Origin of the sequence: Streptomyces gilvosporeus (genome assembly GCF_002082195.1) — a bacterium.
Taxonomy (GTDB): domain Bacteria; phylum Actinomycetota; class Actinomycetes; order Streptomycetales; family Streptomycetaceae; genus Streptomyces; species Streptomyces gilvosporeus.
The window spans coordinates 121393-140674 of sequence record NZ_CP020569.1 but is presented as its reverse complement, the minus strand read 5'-3'; the positions used below and the strand labels follow the sequence as shown (position 1 = coordinate 140674).

Here is a 19282-nt window from a genome sequence, read left to right as displayed (position 1 = left end):
TGAGACGAGGATGCTGAGGACCCCCATGTCGGCTGAGTCCGGTAGCTGCCGATCTTGACGTGAGTAACGAGGGGGCTGAAGGACATCGCAACGAATACTGGTGCTAAAAGATTGTTGCATGTGGGTTCAGCGAGTGATCGAACTGACCGGGTGGGAGCCGCTCGGGATCTCCGTCGATTGGGCGGCGATCGAGGGAGAGCTGGGGGTTCCACTGCCGGCGGACTACAAGGAGCTCTACGAGGTGTTCGGCGGCGGCGTCTTCAGTGATTCCGTCTACTTTCTGGGGCGTGACGAGGGCCGCGCGTTCGACTTCCTGACACAGTGGCGGGTCTCCCTGCCGGTCGACCAGGACAGCAAGCGTGGAGAGGTCTCCGCCGTCGAGCCCTATGCGATCTACGCGCCGGGCGGCAAGGGGCTGGTTGAGTGGGGCTCCACCGAATGGGCCGACGAATACTTCTGGCTGATCGATGCCGAGCGGCCGGGGGAGTATCCCGTCCTCGCGCGCGCCCACGGCGTCGGCGGATGGCACCGGTTCGCCATGTCCACCTCGGAATTCCTCTACAGAATTCTCGCGGATACTGACTTTCAACCTTTCGGAATCGCGCAGTACGACCTCGACACGACATTCAAGCCTGGATCCGGAGACGATGAGTGACGGCATGTCGCATCTGGAGGCGAGCCGGGAGACCACAAGCGCCTGTTTTCGCCCCGTTGTTCCTTGACCATCGAAGATGGCAGGCTTCGGACTGCCCAGGAACCCCCTGACCTTGCGTGACCCGGCGCCGTGAACAAGATTCGTAGGTGTCCAATGCCCTCCGCGGCGTTCCACCGCCCGCGGACGTCCCCTTGGTCGAAGAGGGCGACGGCCTCGAGGCCGTTCACGGCGCGCAGCAACAACGTTTCCGGGAAAGCGCGACGGGCCAGGGGTCCACATCGGACACCTGGCCCATCGTGTGCGTTCAGCGCGTTTTACAGCTGCGGCTGCGGCATCCGCTGCCAGCTGAACGGGCCGTAGGTGGTGTCGGTGACGGCGTAGTTGGCGTTCGGGTCGGCTGTCAGTTTGAGCCATTCCAGTGGAGTGGTGCTGCCGTGCACGACGATCCGGTGGAAGTTCGAGACGTTGTAGTACGGGTGCTCGTTCCACGCGTTGTCACCCGGGTCGTGGGCGCACACGCCGGCGCCGGTGGCCGGGTCCGTCTCGCCGGTGCAGGTTGCCGTCGGCGACAGCGGGTTGTCCGAGCGGTACAGGTGCGAGTCACCGTTGAGCATCAGCACCGGACGGCCGAACTCGGTCGTCTTTGCCGCGACCTCGCTGATGATCGGCTCGTAGTTCGTCAGGTGGTCCTTGGTCTTGCCGTCGAGGTCCCACATGTCGGCCTGTGACGTGATCACCACGGCCTTGGCGTGCTGGGCCGTCGCGTCGGCGAAGGCGGCATCGAGCCAGCGGACGTCGGCCGCTGTCCGGTTGGTCCGCTCGTCGGTCTGCGCCTGGGTCGCGGTCGGCGCCTTGTACCAGGGGTCGGCGTCGTTGTTCGAGCCGCCGGGCACGTTGAGGGTCACGAAGACGATGTCGTTCTGCGCCCACCTCACGTTCTCGGCGTACTGTGCGTCGCCCGGGTGGCTCGGGTCGTAGGCGGTGGCCTGGGAGACCACGTTCAGCGTCCCGCTGCCGAGGGTGCGGCCGGGCTGCGCGAAGAAGTCCCGCCGGACTTCGGCGAGGTTGTCGAGCGGGTTGCCACAGTGGTAGCTGACGCAGTCCGCCGTGTTGGTCGACAGGCCGCTCGTGCCGATGTAGTTGGTCGTACCGCTGGCCGAGTCGTAGAAGCCGCCGCCCTGACCGGGCGAGGTGAGGCTCGACGCCTTGTGGCAGTCGGCCCACTCGTTGTCGCCCGGCGTGTAGACGAGCGGCTTGGTGAAGGTCTTCCACACGGACGCGATCGAGGCGTCGTAGTCCTGGGTGCAGAACTCCTTGCCCGAGTGGATGTCGCCCACGTGGATGGCGTCGCTGATCGTCGGGTCGCTGTTGATGGTGCCGATGAACGCCGGGGTCTTCTGGAACTGCGAGGTGTCGGCGGTCTGGCCCGCGGGCGCGTACGCCGACTTGCCGTACGGCGCGTCGCCGAACACGGCGAGTGTCACTGGGCTGCCGGTCGCCGATGCCGTGGGGACCGCCCCCACGGAAGTGGCAAGTCCGACGGCAACCAGCGTGATAAGCCCGCGTCTTAGCATGCGTCCCTCTTTCAGGTCCGGTGTGCGGGGGGCGCTTCAGTGAACTGATCCTCAGGGAGCGCGACATGGCATCAATGGCGACCTGGAGATGACGAACTGGCGAAATTTCGGCCGGGGCATATCGGCCTTATGCGCATGGGTCAGGTCCAACCGGACGGTGTGGCGGGGCATGGAGTCCAGCGGGCCGTAGTGGCACGGGTGTTGGTGCGCCACAACCGAGTGCCGCCCAGGTCGGCGATGTCATCGGGCCGATGGGGAGTCATACAGGTCGAACGTCTCGATTCCCAGATCGGAACTGAGGTGAAGCCGGTGGCCGTTTTGCCGGATGGTGCTATGCAAGTCGGCTGCGCCGCCCAGCTGCCCCACCGGCACGACGATCTCGTTGCCGTGCTGCGTGCCGTGGAAGGACTTCGGTTCGCTCGACGTCGTCCAAGAGGCCGAGTCAGTCGCCTGTTCCTGGAGCGTGTACGTCCCGTCGATGGGGCCGTTGCCATCCTGAGACGTCCAGCTGAGAACCTCGCGCTGGTGAGGGGCGTCATGGTCGGAGCCGTAAAGGGTGTGCTTGATGATCTTGTGGGTAGGCCGCGCTGGCTGTGCCGGCCGGCTCTGGCTGCACCCAGGAAGAACCAGCACAGACATGGCGATACCGAGAGCAATTAATGGATTTCGGGAGCCCACGTGCATCCACTTCCTTAGGTTGCGTTGGCGACTTTTTCATGTCCTGAGGAGTCACTTCTGCCAGCCCGGACGCCAAGGCGGGGTGGTCGCCGGCGGGATCACCGGGAGGTGATCGACGCGATCGCTTTCAAGTTCCGGACCAGTACGCAGTGGGTGCATCTGCTGGAGAAGTACGGCAGTGGGAGGGGTGTCTACAACCGGCTGCGGATGTGGGCTCTGGATGGTACGTGGGAGCGGGTCCTCACCGCGCTGATGGCCCAGGCTGACGCCGACGAAGAGCTGACTTGGGCGTCCGCGGGTGTGTGGGTGCGCGCGGCGTCGCCGCAGGCGGGCCAGGTCCCCTCCACGGTCCAGACGATGACGGTCACGGCGCTCAGCCTCCGATCGCTTGGAGTGAGGTCCAGAGTGCCGCCACGGCGAGCAGCAGGGTGGCCGGTACGGCGAGCAGGCCGAGTCGGGTGAACTCGCCCAGAGCCACGTCGGTGTCGTGTTCGCGCACGATCCTTCGCCACAGCAGGGTGGCCAGCGAGCCGGCGTAGGTGAGGTTCGGGCCGATGTTGACCCCGAGGAGGACGGCCAGGACGGCGCCCGGGCTGGTGGGGGCGGTCAGGGGGAGCAGGACCAGGACGGCGGGCAGGTTGTTGATGATGTTGGCCAGGGCGGCTGCCAGTGCCGCGATGGCGAGGAGGGACGGAAGGCTGGTGCCGCCTGGCACCAGGTGGCTCAGCGCGTTGGCGAGTCCGTTGTCGACGACGGCCCGGACCACGATGCCCAGGGCCAGGACGAAGGCGCAGAACGGCAGGGCCGCGGACCGGACGATCGCGGTGGGGGTGGCGCGGCGCCGGGCCAGCGCGCGGGCCGCCAGAACAGCCGCGCCCGCGGCCGCGGCCCAGGCCGGGTCGATGCCGAGCGCCGAGGTCAGGACGAAGCCGGCCAGGGTGCCCGCCACGGTGACCAGGGCGAACAGCGGGAGTTCGCGGGGTGCGTCGGTGGGCGGGGTCTGGGCGCCGGCGTCCAGGTCGGCGGCAAAGAAGCGGCGGATGACGACGTACTCGGCACCGATGGCGGCCAGCCAGGGCAGTGCCATCAGGGCGGCGAAGCGGGTGAAGGTCAGGCCGCTGGCGGCGAACGCCAGCAGGTTGGTGAGGTTGGAGACGGGCAGCAGCAGCGAGGCGGTGTTGGACAGGTGGGTGCAGGCGTACACATGCGGTTTGGCGCGGGCGCCCAGTCGGGCGGCGGTGGCGAACACCACCGGGGTCAGCAGCACCACCGTGGCGTCCAGGCTGAGCACCGCGGTGATCAGTGAGGCGATCACGAACACCAGCACCAGCAGCCGACGGGGCCGGCCGGCCGCCCTGCGGGCCATCCAGGCGCCGCAGGCGTGGAACAGACCCTCGTCGTCGCACAGCTGGGCCAGGACCAGGACGGCCGCGAGGAAGCCGATCACCGGGCCCAGCCGGGCGGCCTCGGCCGCCGCGTGGTCCAGGGAGATCGCACCGGTGGCGATGACCACCCCGGCAGCGGGGACGGCCACGACCGCCTCCGGCCAGCCCCACGGCCGGACCACCGCGCAGGCCAGCACCGCCAGGAGCAGGGCGACAGACAGGGCTTCGGCGAGTGAGGCGTTCAGGGTCGGAGCCTTTCGGGGGATGCCGGCGTAGCGGAGGGCCGTGCCGGATCGGCAGCGGGCCGCTGTCGAGCACGCCGCGTACGTGGGGAACCGCCGCAACCCTCGGAAGTAGTAGAAGTTTCAATTAATAGTATGCCACCGACCTCGTGAGCCCGGTGCCGTTCGCGCGCCGGCGGAGCTTGGCGCCGTCGACGGAGTCCCTCGGGGGCCTCGCGCGGATCGGTGGCCACCCGATCACGCTGACGGCCGGGACTTCGGCCGCGCGCGCCCGGCATGCCGTCGGGTTGATCGAGGGCGGGCTGCGAGGGTAGGGCGTGAAGTGGACGAATCGTGGAGGTTGCGTGAAATATGGCCAACCTGGAGCCCGCTTGCACGCGCGTAGACCTCGTGTGACACCGAGGCCCCGGATGTGCCCACCCGTCGTGCCGAGCCAGTCGCAAATGACTGAAAATTGAACTAATGATCGACGGTCGCACTACGGTTTGTGGCGGTTGCTGTACCACCGAGAGGAATCCCCTCATGACCGCCGCCGACAGCGCACCGAGCACGGCCTGCATCCTCACCGGCTACCGGCCCGAGGACGGCTTCGTGGCCGTGGAGCTGAATCCGCCCCCCGCCGAGTACGTCTGGCACGACGAAGACGCCGAGCAGCAAGAGGAGCGGTACGGCCCGGGTGTGGGATACCACCAATGGCTGGCCGTCGATGCGCAGAGCGGGGCGGTCTGGTTCGGGGACATCGACTGGCGCGCCGCGCGCGAGCACCTCGACAGCCAGCTCCCCGGTGTCCCGCGCAGGGCGCTCGGCGACGGGACGCTGCCGGCCCCCGGCGTTCTGGTGCACCTGCTGACCCACCTGGCCCACGACGAACAGCGCGGCTACTCCTGGCGCTTCTTCAGCGCCGAGGAGTTGCATGCGCTCGCGCTGCGCATACTGCCCGCCGTACAGCGGCTCGTGGACTCGGTACACCGGGTCGGGCCCGCCAGGGAACTGGAGTGGTCCGCCGAGGCCGCCACCGCCTGGGACGACATCGAGCAGGCCGCGACCTACACCTTCGACTCCTTCGGAGCGGTCATCTGGCCCAGGCTCCGGATGAGCCCGGTCCCCGCGTGGCGGGTCGAGGTCGGTGCGTTCCTCGCAAGCAACCCCGGCCTGTGCGACCCGTCCTGGGGAGTGGCCACCGACGCGGAACTAGAGGCTTATGCCGACTACCGGCCCGACTCGGGCTACGGCGGTGTACCGGGGCGCGTATGCCGCGCCGCCGACCGGCAGATCGAGGACGGTGTCACTTTCTACGGCCACCGCGCCGCCCTGTACGCCTACCGCGCCCAGGTGTGCGGCGACCGTTCCCCGACGGAGGCCCGCACCTGGCTGGAGACGACGGAGGCCGGCAGGGACACCTGGGAGGCGGCCAAGCCCCCCGGAGTCACGCTCGCCGATGTGCCGGACTGTGTGCTGGCGGCCCTGGCAGAACGCTTCCAGGGCGCCGCGCACGAGGAGGGGTTGGTCCTGACGGGCCTGTCCGCCTATCTGCAGCAGTTGCGCGCCGACGAACGGGCCGCCGTCGACCGGCAGCTCGTCTGCGAAGGCGAGGAAGTCGAACGCCTCGAAGGCATGCTCAAGGACTTCCGCGCCGCGCGGAACCGCACCGTGACCCGGATACTGGCGTGGGCCGACGGCCGCGGCGACGCGGAGATAGCCCACTTGGCCTCGTTGTCCCATGACGACGTCCGCGACTGGCGGGCCCGGCTGACCACCGAACAGGTCACGGCGACACCTTAGACGCCATCTCATTTGGTGACTCTGCGGTGGCAGATGAGGGTGCAGGCGATGCTGGTGAAGGCCAGGAAGTGTTCGGCTTGGCGCTCGTAGTGGCGGTGCAGGTGGCGGCATCCGGCGAGCCAAGGACCACGCGATGAAGCTTGGCCCACCCCCTGGCCTTCGTCCACTCGGCGAAGCGCCGGTGAGCGGTCGCTCCGGACGGGCCGAACGACGCGGACGGCAGCTGCTGCCACGTACAGCCCGACGTGGCCACGAACACGATTGCAGCCAGTACCTCCCGGTCACCGTGCCGACGTCGGCCGCCGCCTTGAGGTCTCGACGGAGCCTCCGGAACCACCCGCTGGAACAGTTCCCACAACTCATCCGGCACCAGCCGCTCAACGATCGAGACCACGCCCGCAAGCTTACCGAGCCAAATGAGATGACGTCTTAGGCGTGTGTCGAGCGGTCACGAGGACCGGCGGCATCGGGAGCGGCGTCGAACTGACCGTGCGCGTCGGCCCGTTGTCGTCGGTGAAGGCCAGCTCTGTCACCTCCAGGGGTGCCCGGGCAGGCTGGCCGTGGCGGGGCAGGGCGGTGGGCGGGTCGGCGCCCAGACGCTCGCAGGTCAGCGCGGAGACGAGGATCGCGTCGTCCACGACGGTCCTCAGCACGCCCGGGTCGGCCGCGGCCAGCGTCTGCGGGCTGTGCAGTCCGTGGCGGGCCGACGCCCCGAGCAGCCCCGAGGTGAACGCGTCGCCCGCGCCGACGGTGTCCACCACCGCGACCTTCCGCCCGGGACGGCTCAGGCTTCCCGCACTGGCGTGGAAGGCGTGGGCCCCGTCTGGGCCGTCGGTGATGACGACGAGGAGCGCGCCCAGCTCCAGCCAGTGAGCGGCGATCCGTTCGATCGGCGTGTCCGGGTAAAGCCACTCGACGTCCTCACGGCTGGCCTTGACCAGGTGGGCGATGCCGACGCTGCGTTCGACGGCCCGCCTCCCGCGCTCCGGGTCACCAAGGAGGGTGGGGCGGACATTGGGGTCGTAGCTGATCAGCGCCGTGCCCTCGGCGCGCAGGCGCTGGACGGCGGAGTGGATGTGGGCGTCGGCCGGAGACGTCCAGGAGGCGACCGAGCCGAAGTGCAGTACAGCGGTCTCCCGCGGGACGAGGGCCGTTTCCGCCTCGGTCCACTGCCAGTCCGCGGTGGCGTCCAGGTAGAAGTCGTAACCCGCCCGGCCCTCCGGATCCATGGAGACCACGGCGAGTGTGGTGGGTTCGGCGGCTGCCGGGGCGTACGTCAGGTCGACGCCCTCGGCGGCGGCGTGTGTACGGAGCATACGGCCGAAGGTGTTGTCGGCCAGGCGTGCCATGAGCGCGGTGCGATGTCCGAGCCGGGCCAGGCCGACGGCGACGTTGAACGGGCTGCCGCCGGGCCGGGCGCGGTAGTCGCCGGGTGCGGCGAGCTGGACCAGGTCGATGAGCGCTTCACCGATCACGGTCACAGCCGGGGGCCGTGCGGTGGCTCCTACGGCTTCCATCATGGCGGGGTCTTTCGGCTGGAATCTCGCCGGAGCCCCGCTTGATGAGCCGGGTCGGCACGGTGACGGTGCGGGTGGGCGACTCGTCGCCGTCCAGCCTGCGGAAGAGCATCTCGGCGGCTGTCCTGCCCACCCGCTCGACGTCCTGGGCGATGACGGAGATGCCCGGGCTGAGCATGTCGGCCAGGGGGAAGTCGTCGAAGCCCACCTGCGCGACGCAGTCCTGCCGGCCCATGGCGCGCAGCGCGCGGACGGCGCCTGTGGTCACGAAGTTCTGGCTGGTGAACAGCGCCGTCGGCGGGTCGGGCAGCGACAGGACCTGCTCGGCCGCGGCGATGGCCGCCTCCTCGCTGGACCCGACGTGGCGGACGATCTCGTCGTCGTATGCGAGATGCGCGACTTCCAGGGCGTGTCGGTAGCCGTCGAAGCGCTGGGCAGCGGTGGGGATGGAGGCGCGGTCGCCGAGGTAGGCGATGCGGCAGTGGCCGGCCTTCAGCAGGTGGTTGACGGCGATGATGGCGCCCTGCCGGTTCTCGGAGACGACGGCGTCCGCGTCGAGCAGGCCGGCCTCGCGGTCGACGAAGACCATGCGGGTGCCGGAGCGCTGCTCGCTGATCAGGTAGCTCTGGTCGCGTCCCGCCGGGACGATCACCAGCCCGTCGACCCGCCGGTCGACGAGTGCCTGGGCCAGTTCCCTTTCGCGGGTCGGGTCTTCGTCGAGGCTGCCGACCAGCACCAGCACCCCGCGTTCCCGGGCCACGTTCTCCACCGTGCGGGTCAGGACGGCGGAGAAGGGGTTCGCCGCGTCCTCGACGAGCATGCCGATGGTGGCGGTGCGGCCGTCCCCGCGGCGCAGACTGCTGGCCGTGAGGTTGGGACGGTAACCGAGTTTCTCGGCGGCCTCGCGGACCCTGGCGACGATCGCCGGATCGACGGTGGGGACGTCGTTGAACACGCGCGAGACCGTCTTGATGGCCACTCCGGCCAGCGCCGCGACCTCACGCATGGTGGGGCGGCTGCGGGTGGACCTGGGCGCGGCCTCGCCCTGAGTCATCGTTGTCTCCAACCGGTTGTGCGTTACCTACTCGTTGCCCGCGCATGTCTATCAGCGTCTTGACGGACTCGTCCATACGGGCCCAGTATCTCGCCAAGTCAACGTTGTCTCACGGTACGTCACGGGATGGCTCCGAAAGGGATCAAGCGATGAACATCTCCTCCAGCCAGGCGTCGAGCCGCCGCAGCAGGCGTACCCGAGTGGCCGCGATCGGCGTCAGCGTCTGCCTCGGCGCCACGCTTGCGGCCTGCGGTTCCTCGAACGGAAGCTCCTCTTCGTCCGCGTCGGGCGGCGGCGGCAAGGTGGGTGTCTCGCTGATCTTGAAGACGCTCACCAACCCCTACTTCGTGAGCATGGAGAAGGACGCCAAGACCCAGGCCACCAAGGACAACGTGAGTCTCACGGTGGCGGCGGGCAACACCGACGGCGACACCCAGACCCAGATCACCGCCATCGACAACGCCATATCGCGGGGTGACAAGGGCATCCTGATCACCACCAACGGCGACGCGGTGAACGCCGCCCTGAACCGGGCCAAGCAGGCCGGCCTCTTCGTGATCGCCCTGGACACCGCGCCCAACCCGGCCGGCATCGCGAACCTCACCTACGCCACCGACAACGCGCAGGCGGGCAAGCTCGACGGCCAGTACGCCGCGGCCGCCCTGAACGGCAAGCCGGCGGTCATCGCCATGCTCGACCTCTTCAACAACCAGGTCGTCTCCGTCGACATCAACCGCGACCACGGCTTCCTGGAAGGCATGGGCATCAACCCCGGCAGCAAGGGCGAGAACGGCAAGGAAGCCAAGTCCGGCACGTACTCCGGCGGCAAGTCCGGCACGTACACCATCGCCTGTCACCAGCCCACCCAGGGTGCCATCGACGGCGGCCGCACCGCGATGGAGAACTGCCTGTCGGCCAACCCGGACATCAACGTCGTCTACGCGATCAACGAGCCCGCGGGCGAGGGCGCGTACAACGCGCTGAAGGCAGCCGGCAAGGAGAAGAACGTCGCGATCTACGCGATCGACGGCAGCTGTGCCGGCCTGAAGAACCTCACCAGCGGCGAGTTCGCCGCTGACGCCGTCCAGTACCCCGGCAAGATGGCCGCCCTCGGCGTCGACTCGATCGCCAAGCTGGCCCGCGGCGGCAGCAAGCCCAGCGTGACCGACGGCAAGTCCTTCCACGACACCGGCACCGCTGTCGCCGCCGCAAAGCCCCTCGGCGGGCTGACCGTGCAGACCCCGTCGCAGGCCGCCTCCGCCTGCTGGGGCAACTGACTCCGGCCGACCCTGCCCGGCGGGTGCGCCCAGGCGCCGCCCGATCGACGCGCCGCCGGTTCCCGACCCCGGCGGCGCATCCCGCTCTCTCGGACCCCACTTCCGACGGCTCGGACCAACAGGACAGTAAAGGACCTGCTGTGACCACCCACGCGGACCCTCACGCCACAACGGCACCGGCGGAGGAGCTCCTCAACCGGCCCGCCACCCTCACCCAGCGCATCCACTCGGTGTTGCACCGCCAGCCCGCACTCAGCCCGGCGATCGTTCTGGTGCTCGCCGCTGTGGTGTTCTCCCTGGTCAACGACCGCTTCTACGCACTGCAGAACCTCTCGCTCGTCATCCAGCAGGTAGCCGTCATCGGCTCGCTGGCCGTCGGGCAGACGGTCATCATCCTCACCGCCGGCATCGACCTGTCCATCGGCGCGGTCATGGTGCTCGCCTCGCTGCTGATGTCCAAGCTCGTCGCCGACAACCACTGGCCGGGCGTGGTGGCCCTGCTCGCCGGGGCCGTCGTCGCCATCGCCGCACAGGCCCTCAACGGACTGCTGGTCACCAAGATCAAGCTGCCGCCGTTCATCGTCACCCTCGGCACCCTCAGCATCTTCACCGCGATCACCCTCATCTACGCCAAGGGCCAGACCATCGCCCTGCAGCCGGGCAACATCCTCATGTGGACCGCCAACACGGTCTCCCTCGGCCAGCTGAACCTGACCAACGGCGTCCTGATCATGATCGCCCTGTACGCGGTGATCGGCTACGCCCTGCGCTACACCGCCTGGGGTCGGCACCTGTACGCCGTGGGCGACGACGTCGAGGCGGCCCGCCTCGCCGGGATCTCCGTCAACCGGGTGTTGCTCAGCGCCTACATGGTCGGCGGCCTCGCCATCGCCGTGGGCGCCTGGATCCTGGTCGGCCGCGTCGGCGGCGGCGACCCCAACAGCGGCCTCAACGCCAACCTGCAGTCCATCACCGCCGTCGTCATCGGCGGCACCAGCCTCTTCGGCGGACGAGGCGTGGTGTTCGGCTCGCTGATCGGCGCGCTCATTGTCCAGGTCTTCGTCAACGGCCTCGCGTTGGCCGGTATCGACCCCAACTACCAAGTCCTCGCAGTCGGCATCCTGGTGATTGCGGCTGTCTCCGTCGACCAGTGGATCCGGAGTGTGAAGTCGTGACCACCACCGCCCCCGTCCTCGAAGCCAAGGGCCTGGTCAAGCTCTTCGGCAAGGTCGTCGGCCTGAACGACGTCGACCTCACCCTCCACCCCGGCGAGGTCCTCGCCGTCATCGGCGACAACGGCGCCGGCAAGTCCACCCTGATCAAGTGCCTGTCCGGAGCCCTCGTCCCCGATCAGGGCAGCCTTTTCGTGGGCGGCAAGGAAGTCCACTTCAAGCGGCCCCAGGACGCCCGCGAAGCAGGCATCGAGACGGTCTACCAGACCCTCGCCGTCGCCCCCGCCCTGGACATCGCCAGCAACCTGTTCCTCGCCCGGGAAGTCCGCCGCAAGGGCGTCCTCGGCTCGGTGTTCCGCATGCTCGACACCAGCGAGATGAAGCGCCAGGCATCCGACCACATCAAGCGGCTCGGCATCGGCACCCTGCAGAACATCAACCAGGCCGTGGAAACCCTTTCCGGCGGCCAGCGTCAGTGCGTGGCCGTCGCCCGCACGGCAGCCTTCGGCGGCCGCGTCGTCATCCTCGACGAGCCCACCGCCGCCCTCGGCGTCCGCGAGACCGGCCAGGTCCTCAAACTGGTGCGCGACCTGCGCGACCAGGGCCTCGGCGTCGTCCTCATCAGCCACAACATGCCCAACGTCTTCGAGGTCGCCGACCGCATCCACATCCAGCGACTCGGCGGCTGCGCGGGCGTCATCACCCCCCAGTCGCACTCCATGGAGGACGCGGTGGCCATCATGACGGGCGCGAAGAAGCTTGCCCCCGAAGCGACCTGAAGGGAACACCAGGGGGGACATGACCGCCGAGTGCCGGATCGCTGAGGACCGCCTCGGCGGCGAACCGACCCTTGTCGCATCCGCGCCGGACGGCTCCGTCCGCGCCGTCCTCGGCGTGGCGCAGGACCACCAGACGTCGCTGGGCCTGGCGAACCTGCTGCTGTTGCGGTGAAGGAGGCATGGCTAGTGACCTGAGTCAGAGATTCGGTGGCAGTAGGCGGCGACTTTGTTGAGGATCTCGTCGGCTGTTTTCGTCCAGACGACTGGTCGCGGGTGCTCGTTCCAGTCGGCGAGCCAGGCTCGGATGTCGCGTTCCAGAGCCTGGACGGAGCGGTGGACGCCGCGCTTGAGTTTCTTCTGCGTGAGTTCGTTACCGACAACGGCGGAATCTTCGGACCCGGACGACTCATACCCAATCAACGACGAATCGCCGCCTTGGAAGTGGCGAGTGGGAAGGTCATCGGCTCGCTGCACCGCCGGCACCGGGCCGTGGAGTTCCTGGCTTGGGCCGCCTCCTGGGGCCTCTGACCAGAGCGCTCAAGTCTCGGTGACACACGCTCAAGGCCCCCCTGACACGGGCCACAGCGGACGGTCCGCTCGGCCAAACAACGTCGACCGGCAGATGAGCGCTCTTCAGCAACTCCCCGTTGGCCGCTTGATATGCCTGGCGATGCGTGACGTCGTGGGGAAGTGTCACGGCCACGTTCCGCGAACTTGCCCTTTCCCCGCCTGCCTGCCTGCCGGCGGCAGGACGGCACGCCGGGATCCACGGGATGGCGGGCAGGCGCTGTCAGTACACGTCGCGTACGTAGCGTTTGTCTGTCGCGAGGCGTCTGACGTACGCGGCGGCTTCGTCGTCGTCCAAGCCGCCGTGGGTGGCGGCGATGTCCTTGAGGGCCTGGTCGACGTCCTTGGCCATGCGTCCCGCGTCGCCGCAGACGTAGAAGTGGGCGCCGTCCTGGAGCCACTGCCACAGGCGGGGACCGTGTTCGCGCATGCGGTCCTGGACGTAGATCTTGTTGCGCTGGTCGCGGGAGAAGGCGAGGTCGAGGCGGTCGAGGTGGCCGGATGCCCGGTATGTCTCCAGGTCCTGGCGGTAGTAGAAGTCGGTGGCCTGGCGCTGTTCGCCGAAGAACAGCCAGTTGGGGCCGGTGTGGCCGCGGGCCTGGCGGTCTTCGAGGAAGCCGACGAAGGGGGCCACGCCCGTTCCGGGGCCGACCATGATCATGGGGGTGGCGGGGTCGGCGGGCGGGCGGAAGTGCGGTGAGCGCTGTACGAAGACCTGGACCGGGCCGTCGTCGGCGTGGTCGGCGAGGTAGGTGGAGCACACGCCCTTGCGGTCGCGGCCGAGGTCGTTGGTGTAGCGGACGACGGAGACGGTGAGGCGGACCTCGCCGGGGTGTGCGAGGGGGCTGGAGGAGATGGAGTACAGGCGGGGTTGGAGGCGTTTGAGTACGGCGGTCCATTCGGCGGCGGACGCGCGGACGGGGAAGGCGGCGACGACGTCGGCGGCCTGACGTCCCCAACTCCACTGTGCGAGCGCGTCCTTGTTGTCCGGCCGCAGCAGTCGCTTCAGGTCGTGGCTGCCGGTGCGGTCCGCCACGAACTTGAGCAGATCGGTGGTGATGCGGGTGATGTCCAGGCGGGTGCGCAGCGCTTCTTCGAGGGGGAGGGACGCGCCGTCGCCGAGGTCGACACCTTCGTCGCAGTCCAGCCCGGTGAGGGCAAGCCATTCGGCGACGAGTCCGGAGCCGTTGGCCGGCCACACCCCGAGGGCGTCACCGGCCTCGTAGGCGAGTTCGCCGTCGCGGGTGTCGAAGGCGAACTGCCGTACCTCCTTCTGGGAACCGGGCAGGCTCAGCAGCCTGTTGCCGACGAGCAGGGTGGCGAACGGGGATGCCTTGCTGTAGCCGGGCGGTGCGGGAGCGGGCGGCAGGGTGGCGACGGCCGGTGTGGTGGCGACGGCTGTGGTTTCCGGGGCGGCCGTCTTGGCTCCACCTCCGGTCACGTTCTGCCGGTCCTCGACGTCGGCCAGGGCGGTGGCCACCTCGCCGAGCCACTGCGCGGCGGCTTCCTCGAAGTCCGGCTCGCAGTCGGTACGGGCGATGAGCCGGGTGGCCCCGAGCGCGTCGAACCGTTCGTCGAGCCGGCGGCCGTATCCGCAGAAGTCGTCGTAGTTCGAGTCGCCGAAGGCGAGCACCGCATACCGGATCCCCTCCAGCGGTGTGGCGTCCGACGCGGACAGCGCCTGCCAGAAGTCGGCGCCGTTGTCGGGAGCGTCACCGTCGCCGAAGGTGCTGGTGACGATCAACAGGTCGGTTTCGGCGGCGAGTTCGGTGGGAGTGAGGTCCGTCATGGGTAGCAGTTCGGGGGTTCGGCCCGCCTTCGCGAGCTGTGCGGCGGCCGTGGCGGCGAACTCCTCGGCGTTGCCGGTCTGCGACGCCCACAGGATGACCAGCCGACGGGTCGGTGCGGCCGCGTCGGCCGCCGGTGCGGCGCTCTGCGCGGTCCCGGGGGCAGGTGCGGCGGTGGCGGGCGCGGCGATGCGGGAGAACATGCCGGCAAGGACACCGTCGACCCACAGCGCGGAGTCGGGGGCGAAGGGCGCATCGGGCGGCAGTACCGGGACGCTCCCGTCAGGCGGGGCCAGGGTGAGACCGGAGAGATAGCCCGCGAGGTAGCGGCGCTCCGGCTCGGCCAGCGGCACGGGGGAGAGGTCGGGGATGCCGAAGACGGTGGCGAGCGCGTGGACGGGGGAGCCCGCGGGGACGGTTGTCGCAGCCGCCGGTAGAGGTGCGGGGGAGTGGGGCACGGGTGTGGTCTCCGGCTGTGTGCTCGGGCGTGCCGCCGGGACGGGAGCGGCGGTCTTGGCCAGGGTGACGGCGCAGACCTTGAACTCCGGCTGAAAGGAGATCGGGTCGACGGCGTCGCTGGTGACGGCGTTGATGCTGAGGTATTCGCCGAACAGGTCGTTCCAGTGGAAGGGCGCGAAGCAGGTGCCGGGCCGGACCCGGTCGGTGACCACGACGGGCAGCACGGCGCGCCCTCGGCGGGAGACGACCTCCAGATGGCCGCCCTCCGCGATCCCGAGCGCTTCGGCGTCCTCGGGATGAACCTCCACGAACGGGCCGGGGTTCAGCTTGTTGAGCTTGGCGACCTTGCCGGTCTTGGTCATCGTGTGCCACTGGTGCTGGAGACGGCCGGTGGTGAGCACGAACGGGTAGTCGTCGTCGGGGAGTTCGGCCGCGGGCAGGTGCGGGCGGGCGAAGAACCGGGCGCGTCCGCTCGCGGTCGGGAAGGCAAGACGGGGACGGGTGCCGTCCGCACGTTCCAGGAGGGTCTGGCTGACACCGTCGTTGAGGTAGCGGATCGGGTTGCGGTCCGGGCCGTCGACGGTCGGCGCCGGCCACTGCACCGGTGTGGTGCGCAGCCGCTCATACGTCACGCCCCGCAGGTCCCAGCCGGTCTTGGGGTTCCACGCCTGCTTGAGCTCCTCGAACACCTCCTCCGCGCAGGTGTACGTGAACGCCTCCGCGAAGCCCATCTCACAGGCCACCCGGGCGATCAACTGCCAGTCCGGCAGCGCCTGTCCGGGCGGATCGACGACCCCTTGCACCAGGGTCAGGTTCCGCTCCGAGTTGATCACGATGCCGTCGGCCTCCGCCCACAGCGTCGCGGGCAGGACCACATCGGCGTACGCGTTGGTCTCGGTCTCCGCGAAGACGTCCTGCGTGACGACGAGTTCGGCGGCCTCCAGACCGGCGATCACCGTCTTGCGGTTGGCGACCGAGGCGACCGGGTTGGTGCAGATGATCCAGCACGCCTTGATGTCACCGGCGGCCATCCGCTCGAACATCTCAATGGTGCCGCGCCCGGCCTCGGCACGCAGCGAGCCCTCGGGGATCTTCCACAGGCTCTCGACGAACGCGCGCTCGTCGTCGACCAGAACGGAGCGCTGCCCGGGCAGACCGGGACCCATATAGCCCATCTCGCGGCCGCCCATGGCGTTGGGCTGACCGGTCAACGAGAACGGACCGGCCCCCGGGCGGCAGAGGGCGCCGGTGGCGAGATGCAGGTTGACCAGGGCATTGGTGTTCCAGGTGCCGTGGGTGGACTGGTTCAGGCCCATGGTCCAGCAGCTCATCCACGCACCGGCCTCGCCGATCCACTGCGCGGCCTGCCGGATGTCGTTCTCGGCGAGGCCGGTGATCTCCGCGACCTTCTCGGGCGGGTAGTCCGCGAGGAAGGCGGGTATCTCCTCCCATCCCTCGGTGAACTCGGCGATGAATCCCTCGTCGGTATGGCCGTTCGCGACCAGCAGGTGCAGCAGACCGTTCAGCAGGGCGAGATCGGTACCGGGCCTGATCTGGAGGAAGAGGTCGGCCTTGTCGGCGGTCGCGGTGCGCCGCGGGTCGACGACGATCAGCTTGGCGCCCGCCGCCTTCACCCGGTCCATCAGCCGCAGGAACAGGATGGGGTGGCAGTCGGCCATATGGGCGCCGATCACGAAGAACGCATCCGCGCTGTCGAAGTCCTGATACGAACCCGGCGGACCGTCCGCGCCCAGCGACAGCTTGTAGCCCGACCCTGCGGACGCCATGCACAGCCGCGAGTTCGACTCGATCTGATGGGTCCGCACAAAGCCCTTGGCCAGCTTGTTCGCCAGGTACTGAGCCTCCAGGGACATCTGCCCGGACACATAGAACGCCAACGCGTCCGGCCCGTGCTCGTCCAGGATCGCCCGCAGCCGTGCGGCGACCGACGCGATGGCCTCGTCCACCTCCGTCTCGACCGTCTGGGCGCCGCGCTCGGCACGCACCAGCGCCTTCTCCACACGCCCGGGCGCGGCCATCATGTCCGCGCTGGTCGCCCCCTTCGTGCACAGGCGTCCGGAATTGGTGGGGTGCGCCTTGTCCCCGGACGCCTTCGCCACCCGGCGGCGCCCGTCAGCAGGATCCCGCGCCACCTCCAGCACGATCCCGCAGCCGACCCCGCAGTACGAGCAGACCGTGCGGACACTGCCGTCCTTCGAGTCAGCTGCCACCGAAACCCCACCCCGCCGTGCGTGCACTTTCCCGAACCGGGAGCGTCCCGCCGCTGACGGAAAGCCCCATGACCAGCACCGTAGGAAGATCGAATTTCCGGCCCGTCACACGTCGGGAGCGCGCGGGGTTACGCCCGCCGCACACGCCACCACCGCGCGATGTGAGCGCGGTGGCGACGGCGTGGGGACGGCGCAGGCCCCCCGCCCGTACGGACAAGGGGCCTGCACAGAGCCCTGCGGCCGCGCACGAGCAGCGGCATCCCGCACCGGCATGCCCGCGGACCTCAGGCGAGGTCGAGGAGCTGCTCGTAGAACCCGCCGAAGCCCCGCTTCCGGTCGACCAGATGCAGCTCCAGAATCCAGTGGCAGGCCCGCCCGGCACGGTCCGTACGGCGCAACGGGGTGTCGTTCTCCGGGGTGATGTAGGAATCGGCCTTGGCGCCGTCGTTCGTCTCATGGGGGAACTCGCCGACCAGGTGGCCCGCGTGCCAGATGCCAATGGCCCAGCCGGCCGCCGCGGCAAGACGCTCGACCTCGGCGTACAGCTGTCGGCCGGTGATGTCCGGGTCCCCGGCGAAGAAGGCACGGCCGGCATCGAAGATCCGCGGCAGGTCCTGAAGGAGGCGGTGTTTGTCCGGGTCGTCGCCGAAGACGTACGTGCGCCCGAAGTCCGCCTCGTACTCCTCGAAGATCGGGCCGAAGTCGGCGAAGGCGATGTCATCGGGCCCGATGACCCGGTCCGGCGGATTGTCGCGGTACGGCCGCAGGGTGTTGGGCCCGGAGCGGATGATCCGCTTGTGCCAGTGCTTGGTGGTGCCGAACATCTCGTTGGCCAGGTCGCGGACCAGGTCGCTGACCTCGCGCTCACCGCGGCCGGGCGTCACCAGCCCGCGCTTCTCCACCTCGGCGAACAACGCGATGGCCTTCTCCTGAGCGGCCACCAGCCCCTCGACCCGCCGGCTTTCCAGCACATCCGGTGTCTCGTCTCTCACGAGGTCTCCCCTCCCGTGGTGGCGGGCGTACCGCTGTGATCGGCGCAGCGAGGTGTCCGATCCGCACGCCGGGTGTCTCGTACGCGCTCGGCCGATCACCGTATCGCCACGTCTGCAAATGCAAGAAGATTCGCACCATGCGCACACATATGCAAGGAGATCCCGGCAATCCCATAGGCAGGAGCCGGTTCTCGCCCTCACGCCTGAGGCACTGTCAGCCAGACACATCCATGCGTTGCGTGCCGACGACCGACAGTAGCCGCAGTGCCTCCTCGGACGATGAGCCGGGTGTGGCGGTGTAGATGATGACGTGCTGGTCGCGGTCGGTGATGTCCAGGGCGTCGCAGTTGACGGTGACCGGGCCGACGAGCGGGTGCTGAAAGGTCTTGCACAGGGTGGGTTCGGCGCGGACGTCGTGGGAGGCCCACAGCCGGGCGAACTCCTCGCTTCCGGAGAGGAGTTCGCCCACCAGCTGAGCCATGTCGGGATCGTCGGGGTAGCGGGCGGCGGTGGCGCGCAGTTGCCGGGCCGAGGAGCGGGCGAATGCTTCCGCGTCTGATACTCCGTACAGCCGCCGTCCCTGCCGGTGCGGCCCGAGGAAGACCCGGCGCACCAGGTTGCGGTCGCGCGGCGGCAGGGCGGAGAAGTCCTCCATGAGGGCGGCTGCCAGTGCGTTCCAGGCGATGACCTCGAACGTCGCGGACGTGACGATTGCCGCTGCGTTCGGTAGGCGCTGGAGCAGGTCGAGGATGCTCTGCCGTACCTCGCGGGAGGGGCCGGGCAGTGGGCCCGGTGGTGCGCCGGCCAGGTGGTGGAGGTGATGGCGCTCGGCGTCCGAGAGGCGCAGGGCGCGGGCCAGCCCGGCCAGCACCTCGCGCGACGGGCGTGGAGCGCGGGCCTGCTCCAGCCGTGTGTAGTACTCGGTCGAGATGAATGCCAGCTGCGCCGCCTCCTCGCGGCGCAGCCCCGGAGTGCGACGGCGCGGCCCGCTCGGCAGTCCCACATCGGCGGGGCTGATCCGCTCGCGCCTGCTGCGCAGGAAGGCCGCCAGTTCTCGTCTGTCCACGCCCCAAGTGTGCGCGGGGGACACGGAGTTCATCCAGGTACTGCTGGGGCCTGGATGAAATCCGT

At 69.2% G+C, this 19282-nt stretch carries 16 protein-coding genes and 2 pseudogenes; 7 read left to right on the top strand and 11 right to left on the bottom strand.

The window, feature by feature from the left end; translation table 11 throughout:
- Nucleotides 1–133: 133 nt before the first annotated feature.
- The gene (locus B1H19_RS00740) at nucleotides 134–655 is read left to right on the top strand and encodes an SMI1/KNR4 family protein (protein WP_159027909.1); all 522 of its coding nucleotides are present in this window, start codon (nucleotides 134–136) and stop codon (nucleotides 653–655) included.
- 314 nt (nucleotides 656–969) lie between these two features.
- Here B1H19_RS00740 and B1H19_RS00735 read toward each other — a convergent pair whose 3' ends face one another.
- Complete coding sequence (locus B1H19_RS00735; RefSeq protein ID WP_159027908.1) at nucleotides 970–2139, bottom strand: hypothetical protein; 1170 nt, start codon at nucleotides 2137–2139, stop codon at nucleotides 970–972.
- Between the two features lie 330 nt (nucleotides 2140–2469).
- A complete protein-coding gene (locus tag B1H19_RS00730; RefSeq protein WP_159027907.1) occupies nucleotides 2470–2907 on the bottom strand; it encodes a hypothetical protein in 438 nt (145 codons plus the stop codon).
- Between the two features lie 24 nt (nucleotides 2908–2931).
- On the opposite strand from B1H19_RS00730, the gene B1H19_RS40690 reads away from it, so the two are divergent.
- Entirely contained in the window at nucleotides 2932–3369 is a 438-nt protein-coding gene (locus B1H19_RS40690) for a transposase (protein WP_107425824.1), read from the top strand.
- Here B1H19_RS40690 and B1H19_RS00720 read toward each other — a convergent pair.
- Nucleotides 3281–4537, bottom strand: a complete 1257-nt coding sequence (locus B1H19_RS00720) for an SLC13 family permease (RefSeq protein WP_083109342.1) — start codon at nucleotides 4535–4537, stop codon at nucleotides 3281–3283. The two genes, B1H19_RS40690 and B1H19_RS00720, sit on opposite strands and share 89 nt — an antisense overlap.
- 519 nt (nucleotides 4538–5056) lie before the next feature.
- Between B1H19_RS00720 and B1H19_RS00715 the strand changes: the two genes are divergently transcribed.
- Nucleotides 5057–6316 carry a hypothetical protein gene (locus B1H19_RS00715; protein WP_083102339.1) on the top strand — a complete coding sequence of 420 codons (1260 nt, stop codon included), beginning with the start codon at nucleotides 5057–5059 and terminating at the stop codon, nucleotides 6314–6316.
- 121 nt (nucleotides 6317–6437) lie between these two features.
- On the opposite strand, the pseudogene B1H19_RS00710 reads toward B1H19_RS00715, so the two are convergent.
- From B1H19_RS00710 to B1H19_RS39455, 4 genes and pseudogenes are all read right to left on the bottom strand, one after another.
- A pseudogene (locus B1H19_RS00710) lies at nucleotides 6438–6710 on the bottom strand (transposase); the annotation flags it as partial.
- Nucleotides 6711–6720: 10 nt separating this feature from the next.
- The gene (locus B1H19_RS00705; protein ID WP_237288980.1) at nucleotides 6721–7791 is read right to left on the bottom strand and encodes a carbohydrate kinase family protein; all 1071 of its coding nucleotides are present in this window, start codon (nucleotides 7789–7791) and stop codon (nucleotides 6721–6723) included.
- The gene (locus B1H19_RS00700; protein WP_083102336.1) at nucleotides 7781–8887 is read right to left on the bottom strand and encodes a LacI family DNA-binding transcriptional regulator; all 1107 of its coding nucleotides are present in this window, start codon (nucleotides 8885–8887) and stop codon (nucleotides 7781–7783) included. Before B1H19_RS00700 ends, B1H19_RS00705 begins: the two co-directional genes overlap by 11 nt.
- A gap of 142 nt (nucleotides 8888–9029) precedes the next feature.
- On the bottom strand, nucleotides 9030–9221 hold the full coding sequence (locus B1H19_RS39455; protein WP_237288978.1) for a hypothetical protein: 192 nt from the start codon (nucleotides 9219–9221) through the stop codon (nucleotides 9030–9032).
- Here B1H19_RS39455 and B1H19_RS00695 point away from each other — a divergent pair.
- From B1H19_RS00695 to B1H19_RS38420, 4 genes are all read left to right on the top strand, one after another.
- On the top strand, nucleotides 9208–10164 hold the full coding sequence (locus tag B1H19_RS00695; RefSeq protein ID WP_237288976.1) for a substrate-binding domain-containing protein: 957 nt from the start codon (nucleotides 9208–9210) through the stop codon (nucleotides 10162–10164). The genes B1H19_RS39455 and B1H19_RS00695 overlap by 14 nt on opposite strands.
- Nucleotides 10165–10304: 140 nt before the next feature.
- The gene (locus B1H19_RS00690) at nucleotides 10305–11339 is read left to right on the top strand and encodes an ABC transporter permease (protein WP_083102334.1); all 1035 of its coding nucleotides are present in this window, start codon (nucleotides 10305–10307) and stop codon (nucleotides 11337–11339) included.
- Nucleotides 11336–12115 (top strand): ATP-binding cassette domain-containing protein, encoded by a 780-nt coding sequence (locus B1H19_RS00685; protein ID WP_237288973.1) that lies wholly within the window; start codon nucleotides 11336–11338, stop codon nucleotides 12113–12115. The genes B1H19_RS00690 and B1H19_RS00685 overlap by 4 nt, the downstream gene beginning before the upstream one ends.
- A 19-nt stretch (nucleotides 12116–12134) precedes the next feature.
- Nucleotides 12135–12287: a hypothetical protein gene (locus B1H19_RS38420; protein WP_159027906.1), complete on the top strand. Its 153-nt coding sequence runs from the start codon at nucleotides 12135–12137 to the stop codon at nucleotides 12285–12287.
- Nucleotides 12288–12298: 11 nt separating this feature from the next.
- Here the strand turns inward: B1H19_RS38420 and B1H19_RS39450 are convergent.
- The 4 genes and pseudogenes from B1H19_RS39450 to B1H19_RS00665 all read right to left on the bottom strand — a co-directional run.
- Nucleotides 12299–12484 (bottom strand): annotated as a pseudogene (locus B1H19_RS39450) (IS630 family transposase); the annotation flags it as partial.
- A 421-nt stretch (nucleotides 12485–12905) separates the two neighbouring features.
- Nucleotides 12906–17159, bottom strand: a complete 4254-nt coding sequence (locus B1H19_RS00675) for a bifunctional nitrate reductase/sulfite reductase flavoprotein subunit alpha (RefSeq protein WP_083102332.1) — start codon at nucleotides 17157–17159, stop codon at nucleotides 12906–12908.
- A 284-nt stretch (nucleotides 17160–17443) separates the two neighbouring features.
- Nucleotides 17444–18151, bottom strand: coding sequence for a M24 family metallopeptidase (locus B1H19_RS00670; RefSeq protein WP_237288971.1), 708 nt, complete (start codon nucleotides 18149–18151; stop codon nucleotides 17444–17446).
- 214 nt (nucleotides 18152–18365) lie between these two features.
- Nucleotides 18366–19217 (bottom strand): helix-turn-helix transcriptional regulator, encoded by an 852-nt coding sequence (locus tag B1H19_RS00665; protein ID WP_083102330.1) that lies wholly within the window; start codon nucleotides 19215–19217, stop codon nucleotides 18366–18368.
- Nucleotides 19218–19282 lie beyond the last annotated feature (65 nt).